Source organism: Marinobacter mangrovi, assembly GCF_016798325.1.
Classification (GTDB): domain Bacteria; phylum Pseudomonadota; class Gammaproteobacteria; order Pseudomonadales; family Oleiphilaceae; genus Marinobacter_A; species Marinobacter_A mangrovi.
Genome location: NZ_JAERVO010000005.1, coordinates 92,718 through 107,033, shown reverse-complemented (window position 1 = coordinate 107,033; position 14,316 = coordinate 92,718). Strand labels below are relative to the sequence as shown.

Here is a 14,316-nt window from a genome sequence, read left to right as displayed (position 1 = left end):
TGGTAACCGTTAATGAGTGTTTTTGCAGGTTACGAAGATTGATAGTAACCTGTCAACAATAGAATTAAGGGTTACTTTTTATGGCTTCAGAGATGACTCCGCCGTTTATTGCCGGCAATCTCGCCCTCGATTTCATCAACACGCAGTTTGGCGTCGGGGACGATCAGCACGAGTGTCTGTGTGACGACCGCTGTGTCGTTGAGTGGCTCACACAGGCTGGGGTGCTGCATGAAACGCTGGACGCGCCGCCCGCCGGGCTGCGGGAACTGGCTCAAGCACTGCGTAAGAACATGCGGGCCCTGATCGACTCAGCGAGAGAGGGCCGGGGTGTGGATCCCGACATCGTCAATCGGGTGCTGGAACGGGGGAATCTCGTCGAGAGGCTGGAATGGAACCCGAAAGATGCGGTGTTCCAGAGGCGGGCCTACCGGCGTGACCTGGCGAGCGAGAGCCTGTTGCAGCCGGTGGCGGAATCGTTGGTCGATCTGTTGACGGAGGAAGACCTGGCGCTGGTGAAGCAGTGCGAAGCCTCCGACTGCATCCTGCTGTTCCACGACCAGACGAAATCCCACCGGCGCCGCTGGTGCAGCATGGCTTCCTGCGGCAATCGAATGAAGGCGGCGGCGCATCGGGCGAGGAAGAGCGGCAGGTAGCCTGGCTCAGTGGATGCGGTATCGGTATGCCTCATATCGATGCGAGGGGCGTTTGTGAGTCAGATCCTGGCGAGCCAGCGGCCTGATGGGGCCGCCGGAATAGCGGATTCAGGGGGTGGGCATCGACAAAGAACGGGGCAGGGCATTAATTGGCTGGCACGGTTTGATGCAGGAAAGCGATCTGGTCGTTAACCACCTGTTCAAACGGCCCCCCGCTGTAGATGTCGAAATGACCATCGGGGTAGCACTTGATGTCCTTGTCGGGCGCGTGCTTGGCATGTTTCAGCGTTCGCGGGGCGGGGGCTACCGTGTCGGAATCACATACGCAGAACAGAATCCTCGCCTTGATGTTCCGCACCTGGCGCCCGGGGTAATAGCGAACGATGTCGAGTGCAATGCGTGCCGCGACATGCTCTGGTGCGTCGGATCCGTCCCTCACCGCGGTGTAGCCCGATGCCGCATCCGGAGCGTTCATCAACGCCAGCTCGCCGGGCCTCCCTGCCAGTTTGACCATCACCGGGTCGGCTCCCAGCCAGGAACCAACCCGATCACGCAATGCCAGTGCCGTGAGCTTCAATGATGTCATGGGATCCATGGCAAGGCCGGACGCAAGGCCGTCGGTGAAAGGGCACTGTGAGATCACCGCTGCGATTTGATCGTCTTCAGCGGCTGTGGCAAGCACATGGCCGCCCGCGAATGAGGTGCCCCAGAGCACGATCCGGTTCCTGTCAGCGTCTGACCGATCGCGCACATAAGCGATGGCCGCTTTCCAGTCCGCAAGCTGTTTCTGGATATCCAGAATCTGCCGGGGTTCGCCCTCGCTGGCACCAAAGTGGCGATAGTCGAACACGAGACAGGCGTATCCGGCTTCTGAGAAGCGCTCGGCAAAGGCGGGCAGGCGCTGCTCCCGGGTGCCCCCCAGGCCATGGGCCATGACGATGGTGGCGAACGGCCCAGAGCCCTCCGGGCGATACCACCAGGCGGAGCACTGCTGGCCGGCAGATGAGAACTGGACGTCAGCGGGGATCAGCGGGGTTGAACTCAAGACACATCTCCTTACAACGTGGATGTTGCCATTCTAGGCAGGATCATGTCGTGAATCCTGCCCAAACCCGGGAATAGACTTGACCGTTTGGGCCAATCATCCGCTCGGCGGGAATGAAGCCGAGACGGCATCGCAACGATGTGAGGTCAGATAAAGGTGTGTCATCCACGGGAAGTCATCGGGCCCGGTTCATTTCAACCTGTGAATCGTGGTATCGAATTTCTTGCGGTCGCGTGAGATCAGCGTCCGGAATTTCTTCACGTTGTCGTCGGCGTAGAGCAGTTCGTCGCAGAAGCGATCGTAGGCGTCCATGTCCGGGACTTCGACGATCAGGACGAAATCCACTTCCCCGGTCACCTGGTAACACTGCTTGACCTCATCGACCGCAATGGCGCTTTTCAGGAAGCGCTGGTAAAGGTCCTTGCGGTCCCGCTCCATGGTGACCTCCACCACCATGTGCATGCACAGGCCGACAGCGGCCGGGTTGACCAGCACCACCTGCCGTTCGATCACCCCACTTTGCCACAACCGCTTGACGCGCTTGAGACACGCTGAAGGTGACAATCCGACGGTATCGGCCAGCGCCTGGTTGGTGAGGCTGGCGTCCCGTTGCAATTGGATCAGAAGGCGTTGGTCGATCGCGTCCATCAGTGGCTCTCTGCAGTTCCGGGTTGATGACTCAATAATCTGCACTTTTATGGATGAAAAACAACACAAAATAGGTTGTCGAGTCGGCGTTTGACAGAAGATGTTGCATTGCCGCTGCTACCATAAAGGCTTGTTGATTGGGGCCAACAGGAGGCTGTATGCCATCTCGTGTTTTCGAGCGTCTGTGCGGGTTCATGCGCGATGTGCTCGGGGTCTATGTCACTCTGCTTAAGGTGCTGGTGCCAGCGCTGGTTGTCGTGAAGATCCTTGATGAGCTTGGGGCGACGGTCTGGCTGGGACATATTCTGGCCCCACTGATGCAGCTTTTTGATCTGCCTCCCGAGTTGGGCATCGTCTGGGCGACCACGCTACTGACCAATATCTTTACGGGCATGGTGGTGTTCTTCGAGATTGCTGGCGACATGCCGCTCACGGTCGCGCAGATCAGTGTCTTCAGCGCGTTGCTGCTGATCGGTCATTCCCTCCCGGTGGAAGGGGCCGTGGCGAGGAGAGCCGGCGTGCCCTGGTGGGCCACCCTGATCCTGCGTGTGGGCGGTGCGCTGGTTTTCGCCGGATTGCTGAGTGCGGTGTACCCACTGCTGGGTACCGGCAGCCGGCAGGCCGAGGTGATGTGGCGTCCGGAGCCTGCCGCTTCGGGGTTGGGTGACTGGTTGCTGGGGCAGTTCGAGACGCTGGGCATGATCTTCCTGATCATTCTCGCCTTGATGATCCTGCTCGCCGTGCTCCGCTGGCTGAAGTTCGAGCGTTTGATCCATATGGCGCTGTCGCCGTTGCTGAAGACGCTGGGTATCGGTCGGGCTGCGGCGAATGTCACGGTGATTGGCACTACCCTGGGGCTGACCTACGGAGCGGGCCTGTTGATCCGGGATGTGGACAGCGGGGTGATGAGCCGTCGTGACAGCGTACTGGTGCTCTGCTTTCTCGGGCTCTGCCACAGCGTGATCGAAGACACTTTGCTGATACTGCTGCTGGGAGCGGACCTGTGGGCGGTGCTCTGGGCGCGGTTGGCCTTTGCGATCCTGGTGATTGCGTGCCTCGCGCGCTGGCCCGGTCACTGGTTACCGGTTCGCAGGGAGAATCCGGCCGTCGATTCGCGATGACGACCGGATCATCAAAGGGCGGATAAGGGCGCTGGCTGTCGGATCAACCGTCCGTCGAGACCGTCAGGGCCTCCCAGTCTTCGATTTCCCGGGCCATGCCGGCCAGTCGATCCCGCACCCGTTTGAGCGCATCACTTCCCAGCAGCAGATGCGCGGGAGGTGTGTCGCTTTCAATAATCTCCAGCATGGCCTTGGCGGCTTTGCAGGGATCCCCGAGTTGCTGGCCGCTTTTCTCCAGGCGGGCCTGGCGGACCGGATCGAACAGGGCATCGTAATCGGCAATCTGCCGGGGCGATCGGCGCATGGAGCGGCCTGCCCAATCGGTCCGGAAGGAGCCCGGCGCCACGGCCGTGACGTGGATGTTGAATGGGGCCAGTTCCTTTCCAAGGGTGTCGGAAATGCCTTCCAGCGCGAACTTGCTGCCGCAGTAGTAGGCGATGCCGGGCATGGTGATGTACCCGCCCATTGATGTGATGTTGATGATGTGTCCGGCCCGGCGCTGGCGGAAGAAGGGGAGCAGCGCCCGGGTCAGTTCGACCGCACCAAACACGTTGACCTCGAACTGCCGGCGCATTTCCTCGGTCGGCGATTCTTCCAGGATGCCCTCATGGCCATAGCCGGCGTTATTGACCAGGACATCAACGGGGCCGAGGCTGGTCTCAATCTCTTCCGCGACCCGGGCAATGGCCGGGGTGTCGGTCAGGTCAAGCTGACGGGCATAGGCTTTGCCGGATGTGTGGGCTTCGAATTCTGCAACCGCGTCGGCCTGGCGCACGGTGCCAATCACCCGATGCCCGGCTGCAAGGGCGGCCTCGGCGAGGGCCTGGCCGAACCCGCTGCTGACACCGGTAATGAGAAGGGTCTTGCTCTGTTTCATGGCGTTGCTCTCTGTTTGAGGGTGGATCTGGCCATCCTAGAGCGGTGGGATACGGTACAGAACGCGAGATCTTCTGAGTTTGTTGCCTATTCCTATGAGAGGGATTGCCTGCGGGCCTGAATGGCCCAGAATGAAGGCACAAAACGATCGGGAGTGAAGGTTCATGAGTATCGAGGCGAGTGCCGGCCGTCAGCGCGAGCGGCGCATGGTGGCGTTACTGGAGTCGATGGCGCCTCAGGAAGGCTACAATCTGACGGCGCTGCCCGATGTCCGCTTCCTGCGCTCGAACCGTCCGCTGGACAGAACGCCGGTACTTTACGATCCGGGGATCGTCATCGTCTGTCAGGGGCGTAAGCGCGGTTACTGGGGCAACCGAACCTACGTCTACGATGCGCAGCACTACCTGGCGGTCTCCATTCCGGTGCCGTTCACGATGGAGACCGATGCCTCTGCTGAAAGGCCTTTGCTGGCCATCTACCTGCATCTCGACATACCGCTGGCGGCAGAACTGATGATCGAGTTGGAGGAAGCCGGAATACCCGCGTCGGCATCACCCTGCGGCCTGTTGTCCTCCGAGATGGAGCCGGCTCTCGGGGCCACCGTGGAACGCTTCCTCGAAATCATGGCCTCGCCTGAAGACAGCCGGATCCTGGGGCCGGCGATGGTGCGTGAGATCTACTTCCGGGTCCTGACGGGCGCCCAGGGCGGCGCCATGCGGGCCGCCCTGGATATGGAAGGCCATTTCGGGCGAATCTCCCGCGCCATCCGCCTCATCCATGCCGGGTATGCCACGGCTCTGGATGTGAACCAGTTGGCCCGTGAAGCCCGCATGAGCACACCGAGCTTCCACACGCATTTCAGACAGGTAACGCAGACATCGCCAATGCAGTACGTGAAAGCCGTCCGGCTTCATCAGGCCAGACTGCTGATGTTCCGGAACGGCATGACCGCAGCGGCGGCCTCAGCGGGTGTCGGCTACGAGAGCTCGTCGCAATTCAGCCGGGAATTTCGCCGCCTGTTTGGACGCTCGCCCCGGGAAGAGGTGGCCTGGATGCGCTCATCTTTCGAGCTGCCGCCTCCGGAGTCCCCGTCTCTCTATGTGTCTTCCCATTGAGCGGGAGGCGATCCCTGCGCTGACCTACCGGTGCGCCAGGGCGTAATCGATCGCCGCACACACCGCCGCAACCTGTGCGGCATTGCATTGCTCTGTGGTGGCGCGGGGGCTGTCCGGGTAGACCTCGGTCGTCGTCCGGTAGGGCGCGCGGGTGAGGTTGGTGCACAGGCCCATTTGCTGGATCGGGTACTCGATAACGCCGCGGGCCGCCACGGGGGTGCCGAAGAGCTCGCCTTTGTCATCGGCCGGCGCGATATGGGTCACCTGCTCCACCGCCTCAATCACCGCCTGCTGGAATTCGGGCTGCGGGCTTTCGCGGTCATCGACCAGATAGAAACCGTCGGGAATCCCGCCCGGTTCAAACGGCTTGCCGTCGCGGGCCGCCAGGGCAGGGCGAAACTCACTTTCGTCGGTATCGGTGGTTTCGTGCAGGTCGATGTGCAGCAGGGCCTGATCGCGGATGGGCGCAACCAGCCGCATGAGGGCCGCCGCCTCTTCCGCCTGACCGTCATCCCGGAACGACCGGTTCGGATCGACCGCATTGGCGTTCCAGCGGTGGATGCGTTCGTAAGCCCAGGGGCTAACGCAGGGCGCCACGAGCAGGTTGATGCGGTCCAAGTAATCCGCAGCACGCTGCTCGACGAATTGCAGCGCACCATGGACACCGCTGGTTTCATAACCGTGGACACCGCCGGTCACCAGCACGATCGGCCGATCATCCCGCCAGTCACGACTCCGGATCGCCATCAGCGAATAACGGTCAGCGCCATATTCCAGACGGCCATACTCTTCCACATCGAAGCGCGAGCGCAGGCGGTCGATCACGCTCCCCACCTCGTACTCGTAGCTGCGCTGGCGGGTCTGACGGGATAGCCACTCGGCACGCTCTGCATCGCCCCAGGGCGTTCCGGGTGTGCCGATGGGATAGGGTGTGGACGTCGTGTTCAAGTCGCTTTCTCCAATGGTGGCGGGCGCAAACGGGCATTCTAGCATCCGCGCCTGGGCTGGTGTCCCGTTTCGCCCTGAGTGAAGGCCTACAGACGAAAGCTGACAAGCGTGGCGACGATCAGGGCGGCCGCCGCGGCCAACAGGGAACTGGCAAAGGTATGGCTGACCGCATACAGCCCATCCGCCAGGAGCGGCCCGATAATCTGGCCGATGCCGTAAGCCAGTGTCATCGTTGCCAGCAGGTTGGCGCCCGACTGTCGCGCCGCCCGCTGTGCGGCAGGCATGGCAATTTCGTGGGTTCACTTATGGGCTGGCTTCTCATCCGCGCCAACCCAGCCGGTTTTCGCCGCTTGAGGGGCACTGAGCGCCTTGCTGTAGTATCCGGACGGATCGAAACAGCACACTCGCTTTTTACCCGAAGCGAGCATGTCGCACGCGTCGTGGATCCGCTTGGCCCGCGTCTTGGCCTGCTTGGCGGACGTCATCCAGTGAATCCAGTCCAGGCGGGCAATGGGCGTGGTTGCCTCCCACACCGCCCTCGCTTCGGGGGCCGCTGCCAGGGCCTCCTGGAAATCCGGCGGGATGTCGGGCTCGGGTTCCTGCGCGGCGGGGGCGATCTCGAACGAAGCCGTATCGCCAACCGCGGCGCCGGCGGATTCGAGCGTCTCAGGCTCCAAGCGAAGCCAGTGGCTCAGCTGCCCGTCCGGGTCGAGGGTGGCCTGGAAATCATGGCCGTTCAAGGTGATATCGACGGTCGTCCGACCCCGGCGCGGCAAGATATCGCTGGCGCTTTTGGGCAGGATCACGAACGCCCAGGCGGTATCGACGTCGGGCTTGGCCGGGCGCAGGATAGTGGCCTGGAACCGGGCTGGGTTGTCGCTCGGACTCATGATCGCGTCTCCCTGTTAGCGAATCACACCCAGCTAACCATCAGCCGTTCGATGCGTCCAGCCTGTCGTGTGGTTTCTTTCAGCCTGCCGCCGCGACACCGTGATCCTTTTCGGCATCGGTCTTCTCTTGCGTTGGCGATGCTCGCACCAAAACTAACAAGCTCTGACACCGTTTAATCGGTTTTTCCAATCCGTGCTCCCTATGACACAGATCAGTTGGCTGCGGTCGTTATCCTGATAGCGTGATGAAGAACTTACTCAAGGACGGAGCGCGAACGTTATATGACTGATCACCCCGAACACAGCCCCCCTGCCGATGCCGACTTTTCCCAGGACCGGGGCGAAGCCCGTGCCGATGCCGTCTTCTGGCATCATCGGCCAGACAACACGATGCCGCCCCCCGACATGTGGGGCCCCTATACCCGAAATCGACCCTTGCCGACCGAGGGGATCAACGATCGCCGGGCCCACATTATTGGTGGCGGTATAGCCGGACTTGCCAGTGCTTTTTACCTGATCCGGGACGGGCACATGCCTCCCGCCAACATCACGATTTACGAGACGCACGGCGTGGCGGGTGGCTCGCTGGACGGAGCGGGCGATGCCGAGCAAGGCTATATTGTCCGCGGTGGCCGGGAGATGAACTGGAACTACGACAATTTCTGGGACCTGTTTCAGGACGTGCCGGCGCTGGAGTTGCCTGAGGGATTCAGCGTCCTGGATGAGTATCGGCTCGTTAACGATAACGACCCCAACTATTCCAAAGCCCGCTTGCTGCACCGTTGCGGGCAGATCAGGGACTTCTCTGAATTCGGGCTGAGCAAGCGTCAGCAGTGGGAATTGATCAGGCTGCTGCTTGAGCGTAAGGAATCGCTAGACGATATCACAGTGGAGGAATACTTCAGCGACGGCTTTCTGGACACCAATTTCTGGTACTTCTGGCGAACCATGTTTGCCTTCCAGAACTGGCACAGCGTGCTGGAAATGAAGCTCTACATGCACCGCTTCATCGATGCCATTGACGGGCTGAACGACATGTCCGCGTTGGTCTTTCCCAAGTACAACCAGAACGACAGCTTCGTGAAACCCCTTACCCGGATGTTGACGGCGCAGGGCGTCCGGATAGTGACTGATGTGCGGGTTCATGAACTGGACCTTAGGTCGTCGAACGGAAACGAGAGCGTGACTGGACTGATCGTCTCAAGGAACGGTCAGCGCCAGCGTATCGACGTGGCCGAACGGGATATTGTCTTCGCACTGACGGGCTCCATGACCGAAGGCACCGCCTATGGCGACATGGACACCGCCCCCGTGCTGGAACGTGGGCAGCATGAGCCGGGTGAAGACAGTGACTGGACGCTTTGGATCAACCTGGCGAAGCACTCCAGCCGCTTCGGGCGACCGGAGAAATTTTTCGGCGATACCTCCCGCTCAATGTGGGAGTCGGCCACTTTGACCTGCCGGCCCTCGCCGCTGGTCGAGAAAATCAAGACGCTGTCCGTAAACGACCCATACTCCGGTCGCACGGTCACCGGTGGCGTGATCACCATCACCGATTCCAACTGGCTGATGAGCTTTACCGTCAACCGCCAACCTCACTTCCCGGACCAGCCGGACGACGTCCTCGTCGTATGGGTATACGCACTCCTGATGGACCAACCGGGTGACCGGGTTTCGAAAACCATGCCGGAGTGCACCGGGCGCGAGATTCTGGAGGAGCTTTGCCATCACCTCGGGCTCACCAGCGAGCTGGAAGCCGTCGTTGCGAATACCCGGGTTCGAACCGCGCTGATGCCTTACATCACTGCCGAGTTCATGCCACGTGCTGCAGGGGATCGGCCGCCGGTCGTGCCGGCAGGGTGTACCAATCTTGGACTGCTGGGCCAGTTCGTCGAAACGGGCAACGACGTCGTCTTCACCATGGAAAGTTCGGTACGAACTGCACGAGTTGCCGTCTACACCCTGCTTGACCTACCCAAGCAGGTGCCGGATATCAGTCCGGGTCAGTATGACATCCGCAACCTGCTCAAAGGTGCCCGAGCGCTGAACAATGACAAGCCATTTCCCGGTGAAAGGCTCCTGCACCGACTGCTCGGATCCACGTACTTTGCCCACATACTCCCTCCGCTTCCGCAGGCAGGAAGTCCACAACTGGAGCGGATTGAAGACGAACTGGAACGCTGGACCGGAAAATCCGGCGAGCTACTGCAAAAAGCACTCGCCGGAGTGGAAAGCTTGCGGAACAGCCTTAAGCGATAGATCGGGCGGAACGCCGGGCTGGCAAGTCCGGCCCTGGATGAAAAAACGGGGCAGAACCATTTTTCCGGATTGGCTGCCACGCTTCACTCATCAACGGGGGCATGCATCAATGGTATATGCCCCCTGAATACACTGAATGTGTGACCCCTGAATGTGATTGAATGCCGCCCCGGGTAACCGGGGGTGCCAGAGGAAACACCCCGGGTGGTTTCTGGATCCATAGATGGAGTCATTGCAATGAAGCGTTCCGTTTTTTCGACGTCCCTGCTGCAGTCGCTGATGACGACGTCCGCCCTTGCGGCAGGCGAACACGGGGAGGCTTCCTCAGGGAGCATGGAAAGGCAGCGCCATGCGCTCATCGAGAACACGCAAGGAAAGGGGTACGGCCCCCAATCCCCACGGGATATTGACCAGCATGCAGGCGGTAATGAACGCGTGTTCAGTGCCGCACCCCCACACCCGGAAATGAACCTCTGCAATATCCATTTCCACAAGAACGCAGAGCATAAAGGCGGTGAGTTCACGACATACGCAGGACCGGGCGATGGAGCGGGGTATCAAAGTGGCTACCGGTACTCCGGCCAACTGTCACCCTCGGAGCGCGCCCCCGTCAACGAGGCCGTGTGCGCTGCTGACCATGGTGGCCTCCAGTCGGGCGACACGATCGAAGTCCACTATGTGTTCTCGACTGCGGACGTCAAGCCCGGGGCGACACTGGGCGCCTGCCTGAGCGACGCTATTGGCAACCCGCAGCTTCGGGTCGAGTCGCAGGTGTTCGCGTTAGTCAACGACCGGGAGGCATTGGACTTTGGCTTGCTGACGGATCTGGGCATGCGTGACGGGCGGTACCAGGCGGTCAATATTCCCGACGATACGGGAGTGCCGGTCCAATACGCAGGCTCTACCACAGGGCCGGCATACAACGAGAAAGGCTCGCCATTCCAGGTCACCTGGAATGTGCGCCCCAAGGTAGCCAAGGTCGATATACGTACGGTTGGCGAGTGGTGCAAAGGCAACATCTTCGATGAGGACCATGCCCACGGTGTCAGGAACCTGGTTACCCACCCGGATCTCCTGTCAGAGATCGAGTGATGGAAGGGGAGGGGCTATCGCCCCTTCGCCTTGGCGTCTATAGAAAACCGACCACCACATAGGAGCCATGGTGGCCAAAATTCAACGGTAGACCCCTTTCATCTTTTTAGCCAAGGATGGATACGCCACCCTGTTCAGCCACCGTTTTGGCATCCGCGCGCTCAATGATTTTCACGAGGGCCGACTGGATCGCCTCATCTTCACGGGCGTCCTTGTCGCTCACGAACGTCTGCTTCTGGGGTTGGGCGTCTTCTTCAGCGGTGAATGAGATGACGACTTCGGATGCCAGGTCCGGCGTTTTTCCAAAGTACTCCAGTGTAATCAACGGGTAGCCATGGAAGCCTTTCTTAACCTGCTTTGCGATACGCTTCTTTGCTTTGTCCACATTCATGATGAGCGCCAGGTGGTGACGGGGTTGGAAAAGACAGGGTGGCGGCAATATGTGAAACAAGATGGCGGACCGTTGCTAAACCATTGCCCCATTCAGGACAACGTATCCTATAACGAGACCGGCGGCTACCGGACCCGTCTCCGGGAGGTGGCGACTTCCATTCAGCCCATCGCCAACGCGAATCCCGTTGATCAAATCCAATGCGCTCTGATCCCTTTCGTGTGGTCACCAAATTCAAAGGTGGAGCCCTTTAATCCCTTTCTTTAACTCCGGCTTCTTTAATTTATTATTCGATCCTGATGCGATCGACACCATGTAGTGAAAGCCGGATTATCAACATTGGCGATGCTATCTAAGATGGCTCTGTAAGCATGGATGACCCCGAATCGGACATCCTGTCTTTAACCAGCATCTATGGAGTATTGCCATGTATATCCAGACCAGAGAAACGAACATTCACCTCAGCGAACAGGGAAAGGGTGAGCCAACGCTCGTCTTTCTTCATTACTGGGGAGGCTCGTCGCGTACATGGAGTGGTGTTGTCGGGACGTTGTCGAACCAATACCGGACGATCGCCCTTGATCATCGCGGATGGGGAAACTCCGGGGCGCCTGAACACGATTACGGGATGAATGACCTGGCCAACGATGCGCAGGACGCCATCAAAGCGCTGGGCTTGCAACGCTATGTCCTGGTCGGGCACTCGATGGGCGGGAAGGTCGCGCAGCTGCTGGCATCCCGCCGCCCGCAGGGATTGGAAGGGCTTATTCTGGTGGCGCCGTCACCGCCTTCGCCCATGGTGTTGCCCGATGAGGAACGGGCAATGATGGCGGAAGCGTACAACGCCCGGGAATCGATTGAATGGGTCGTGGATAACGTACTGACGGCGAGCCCCCTTTCCCTGCAGCATCGCGAGCAGGTGATTGAAGACAGCTTGCGCGCTGCGCCACAGGCCAAGGCGGCGTGGCCACAGCAGGGGATGCTTGAAGACATCACCTCGGCGGTTGGGGCCATCAATGTGCCTGTCAGGGTGATTGCGGGCGAAAAGGATCAGGTCGATCGTGTTGAGACCTTGCGGCAGGAACTGATGCCCAGAATCGCCGGCGCGAGGCTGAGCATCCTGGCTGGAGTCGGGCACCTGTCGCCACTCGAGGCGCCGACCGCACTGGCCGATGAGATTCGGGATTGCCTGGAGACATGGATGGCCTCCGCGGAAGCCTGACACCGTGCCGACTAGAAGCGATCCCAGGGCGGCTCGTCTCCGAAAGCGTCGACCAGATAGTCCAGGAAACGGCGAGCCTTGAATGGCATGTGACGGGAGCTGGGAAAAATCGCCTGTATGGTGAGGTCTGACGAATGATACTCAGGCAGTAACTCGACGAGGTGTCCCTTTGCGATCTGCTCGCCGAACACAAACGTCGGACCGTAGACGATGCCGGAACCTCTCAAGGCCGCGGCCAGCAGCATTTCCGTGTTGTTGGCCGACATCCGGCAAGGCCCGTCAATACGATGGGCCTTGCCATCCGGGTCGACAAGCGTCCAGTCGCCGGCGGATACGGCGTCACTGAAGGCAAGCCTGGGAGCGCGGCGCAGATCATCCGGCGTGTGTGGCGTGCCGTTGTGCTCAAGGTATTCGGGCGACGCACAGATAACCATGCGACACGGAGCGAGTCGCCGGGCAATCATCGAGGAGTCCGGTAAGCGACCGATGCGTATGGCCATATCCGTGCCCGTTTCGAGCAGATCAACGTAGCGGTCGTTCATCGATACCTCAACGTTGACCAGCGGGTGGTCCTTCATGAATTGCGCGATAACGTCACCGAGATGCATCGTCCCGAAAGTCGTCGGCGTGGCAATCCGCAGAACCCCACGGGCGGTGCCATGAGCATCGCCCGCTTCGCGTTTTGCTTCGTCGTAGGCTTCCAGAATGCGTTTGCAGCGGTCGAAATAAACCTGGCCGGTGTCCGTCAGGTTCAGGCGCCGTGTGGTGCGATGAAGCAGACGAGCACTCAGCTCGACCTCCAGGGCACTGACATATTTCCCGGCCATCGCAGGAGATAATCCAAAGCGTCGCGCCGCAGCCGCGAAACTCCCTTCCTCAACGGCCGCAACAAACACCCCCATGCCCGTCAATCGATCCATAGGCCCCTCAATTCGATCATCAAAGTCACTGGTGGGATAGAAAGTGGCGAGATTATAGAGGATATGAGTGAGTGTTGGACTGCCGGCGTCCGCCTTCAGGCTCGCAAAATGAATGCCCTCTGACACCTTTTAACCATCAGGCGTAGGTTTTGATCTCAATCAAAGCGCTTGGTGCCGGACTGTATAACGTTTGATCAATGGGTGGCGTCTGAACAGTGGGATGACGTCATGGGTGAGTCTTATTGGGTAAGGGAGAGACACTCATGGACAGATTGAAAGGCAAGGTGGCCGCAGTCACCGGCGGCTCCATGGGAATTGGCGCTGCCGTCGTACGGCGGATGGCGGAAGAGGGTGCGGCCGTCGCGGTTCTGGACCGGGAGGAGCGCGAGGGACAGGCACTGGCGTCCGAACTGACGGCCAAAGGCCACCAGGTTCGCTATTGGCACTGCGATGTCACCGACGGCGATCAGTTCAAGCGCGTTCTGGATGAAGTGGCTGAGAATTTCGGGAGCCTGACGGTCCTGGTCAACAATGCCGGGATCTCCGGGCCGAACAAACCAACACACGAACTGACCGAGGAGGAATGGGACCGGGTACAGACCGTGAACGTGAAAGGCGTCTTCCTCGGGACCAAGCACGCCATCCCCCATATGAAACGGGCCGGGGTGGGGAGCATTATCAACCTGTCGTCGATTTACGGCATCGTCAGCGCGCCGGATGTTCCCCCTTATCACGCCTCCAAAGGCGCGGTGCGGCTGATGAGCAAAACGGACGCCCTGCTGTACGCGCCCGACAGAATCCGGGTGAATTCCGTGCATCCCGGGTTCATCTGGACACCGATGGTTGAGCACCACCTCCAGACCACGGGCATGGCGATGGACGACGCCAAGCAGGCCACCGCCGACCTCCACCCTCTGGGCCACATGGGGGAACCGGACGACATTGCCTGGGGCATTGTCTATCTCGCGTCTGACGAGTCGAAATTTGTGACAGGCAGCGAGTTGGTCATTGATGGGGGTTACACGGCGCGCTGAGTGAAAAAGTGGGCGTATTCATTCGCCCGAATTAAAGGTGTGTGCTTAAAGCACAAGATTAGGAGCGGCAGGTCTTGATCTGTTGCCTTCGTTTGTAAAGGC

15 protein-coding genes are annotated in these 14,316 nt (G+C 60.1%); 7 read left to right on the top strand and 8 right to left on the bottom strand.

Going from position 1 to position 14,316, the window contains the following annotated elements:
- The first annotated feature begins 80 nt into the window (after window positions 1-80).
- Window positions 81-653 carry a CGNR zinc finger domain-containing protein gene (locus tag JL474_RS15350; RefSeq protein WP_203142761.1) on the top strand — a complete coding sequence of 191 codons (573 nt, stop codon included), beginning with the start codon at window positions 81-83 and terminating at the stop codon, window positions 651-653.
- Between the two features lie 145 nt (window positions 654-798).
- Here JL474_RS15350 and JL474_RS15345 read toward each other — a convergent pair whose 3' ends face one another.
- Window positions 799-1,698, bottom strand: coding sequence for an alpha/beta hydrolase (locus JL474_RS15345; RefSeq protein WP_203142760.1), 900 nt, complete (start codon window positions 1,696-1,698; stop codon window positions 799-801).
- Between the two features lie 189 nt (window positions 1,699-1,887).
- The gene (locus JL474_RS15340; protein ID WP_203142759.1) at window positions 1,888-2,346 is read right to left on the bottom strand and encodes an Lrp/AsnC family transcriptional regulator; all 459 of its coding nucleotides are present in this window, start codon (window positions 2,344-2,346) and stop codon (window positions 1,888-1,890) included.
- A 158-nt stretch (window positions 2,347-2,504) separates the two neighbouring features.
- On the opposite strand from JL474_RS15340, the gene JL474_RS15335 reads away from it, so the two are divergent.
- Complete coding sequence (locus JL474_RS15335) at window positions 2,505-3,467, top strand: hypothetical protein (protein WP_203142758.1); 963 nt, start codon at window positions 2,505-2,507, stop codon at window positions 3,465-3,467.
- 43 nt (window positions 3,468-3,510) lie between these two features.
- On the opposite strand, the gene JL474_RS15330 is transcribed toward JL474_RS15335, so the two are convergent.
- Window positions 3,511-4,344 carry an oxidoreductase gene (locus JL474_RS15330; protein ID WP_203142757.1) on the bottom strand — a complete coding sequence of 278 codons (834 nt, stop codon included), beginning with the start codon at window positions 4,342-4,344 and terminating at the stop codon, window positions 3,511-3,513.
- Window positions 4,345-4,507: 163 nt separating this feature from the next.
- Between JL474_RS15330 and JL474_RS15325 the strand changes: the two genes are divergently transcribed.
- Complete coding sequence (locus JL474_RS15325; protein WP_203142756.1) at window positions 4,508-5,458, top strand: AraC family transcriptional regulator; 951 nt, start codon at window positions 4,508-4,510, stop codon at window positions 5,456-5,458.
- Between the two features lie 24 nt (window positions 5,459-5,482).
- Here JL474_RS15325 and JL474_RS15320 read toward each other — a convergent pair whose 3' ends face one another.
- The 3 genes from JL474_RS15320 to JL474_RS15310 all read right to left on the bottom strand — a co-directional run bounded on the left by JL474_RS15320 (window position 5,483) and on the right by JL474_RS15310 (window position 7,296).
- Window positions 5,483-6,406 (bottom strand): M14 family metallopeptidase, encoded by a 924-nt coding sequence (locus JL474_RS15320; protein ID WP_236012297.1) that lies wholly within the window; start codon window positions 6,404-6,406, stop codon window positions 5,483-5,485.
- A gap of 86 nt (window positions 6,407-6,492) precedes the next feature.
- Entirely contained in the window at window positions 6,493-6,690 is a 198-nt protein-coding gene (locus JL474_RS15315) for a YbfB/YjiJ family MFS transporter (RefSeq protein ID WP_203142754.1), read from the bottom strand.
- 15 nt (window positions 6,691-6,705) lie between these two features.
- The gene (locus JL474_RS15310) at window positions 6,706-7,296 is read right to left on the bottom strand and encodes a YdeI/OmpD-associated family protein (protein WP_203142753.1); all 591 of its coding nucleotides are present in this window, start codon (window positions 7,294-7,296) and stop codon (window positions 6,706-6,708) included.
- Window positions 7,297-7,578: 282 nt separating this feature from the next.
- Here JL474_RS15310 and JL474_RS15305 point away from each other — a divergent pair, with 282 nt between their 5' ends.
- Together JL474_RS15305 and JL474_RS15300 are read left to right on the top strand one after the other, a co-directional pair.
- Window positions 7,579-9,555, top strand: a complete 1,977-nt coding sequence (locus JL474_RS15305) for an oleate hydratase (RefSeq protein ID WP_203142752.1) — start codon at window positions 7,579-7,581, stop codon at window positions 9,553-9,555.
- A 237-nt stretch (window positions 9,556-9,792) separates the two neighbouring features.
- A complete protein-coding gene (locus tag JL474_RS15300; protein ID WP_203142751.1) occupies window positions 9,793-10,647 on the top strand; it encodes a delta-class carbonic anhydrase in 855 nt (284 codons plus the stop codon).
- Window positions 10,648-10,753: 106 nt separating this feature from the next.
- Here the strand turns inward: JL474_RS15300 and JL474_RS15295 are convergent, their stop codons facing one another.
- Window positions 10,754-11,038, bottom strand: coding sequence for a hypothetical protein (locus tag JL474_RS15295; protein ID WP_203142750.1), 285 nt, complete (start codon window positions 11,036-11,038; stop codon window positions 10,754-10,756).
- A 427-nt stretch (window positions 11,039-11,465) separates the two neighbouring features.
- On the opposite strand from JL474_RS15295, the gene JL474_RS15290 reads away from it, so the two are divergent.
- Window positions 11,466-12,260: an alpha/beta fold hydrolase gene (locus JL474_RS15290; protein ID WP_203142749.1), complete on the top strand. Its 795-nt coding sequence runs from the start codon at window positions 11,466-11,468 to the stop codon at window positions 12,258-12,260.
- Between the two features lie 11 nt (window positions 12,261-12,271).
- On the opposite strand, the gene JL474_RS15285 is transcribed toward JL474_RS15290, so the two are convergent.
- Window positions 12,272-13,306 (bottom strand): LysR family transcriptional regulator, encoded by a 1,035-nt coding sequence (locus JL474_RS15285; protein ID WP_328797833.1) that lies wholly within the window; start codon window positions 13,304-13,306, stop codon window positions 12,272-12,274.
- Between the two features lie 137 nt (window positions 13,307-13,443).
- On the opposite strand from JL474_RS15285, the gene JL474_RS15280 reads away from it, so the two are divergent.
- Window positions 13,444-14,214: an SDR family NAD(P)-dependent oxidoreductase gene (locus JL474_RS15280; protein WP_203142748.1), complete on the top strand. Its 771-nt coding sequence runs from the start codon at window positions 13,444-13,446 to the stop codon at window positions 14,212-14,214.
- Window positions 14,215-14,316: the final 102 nt, after the last annotated feature.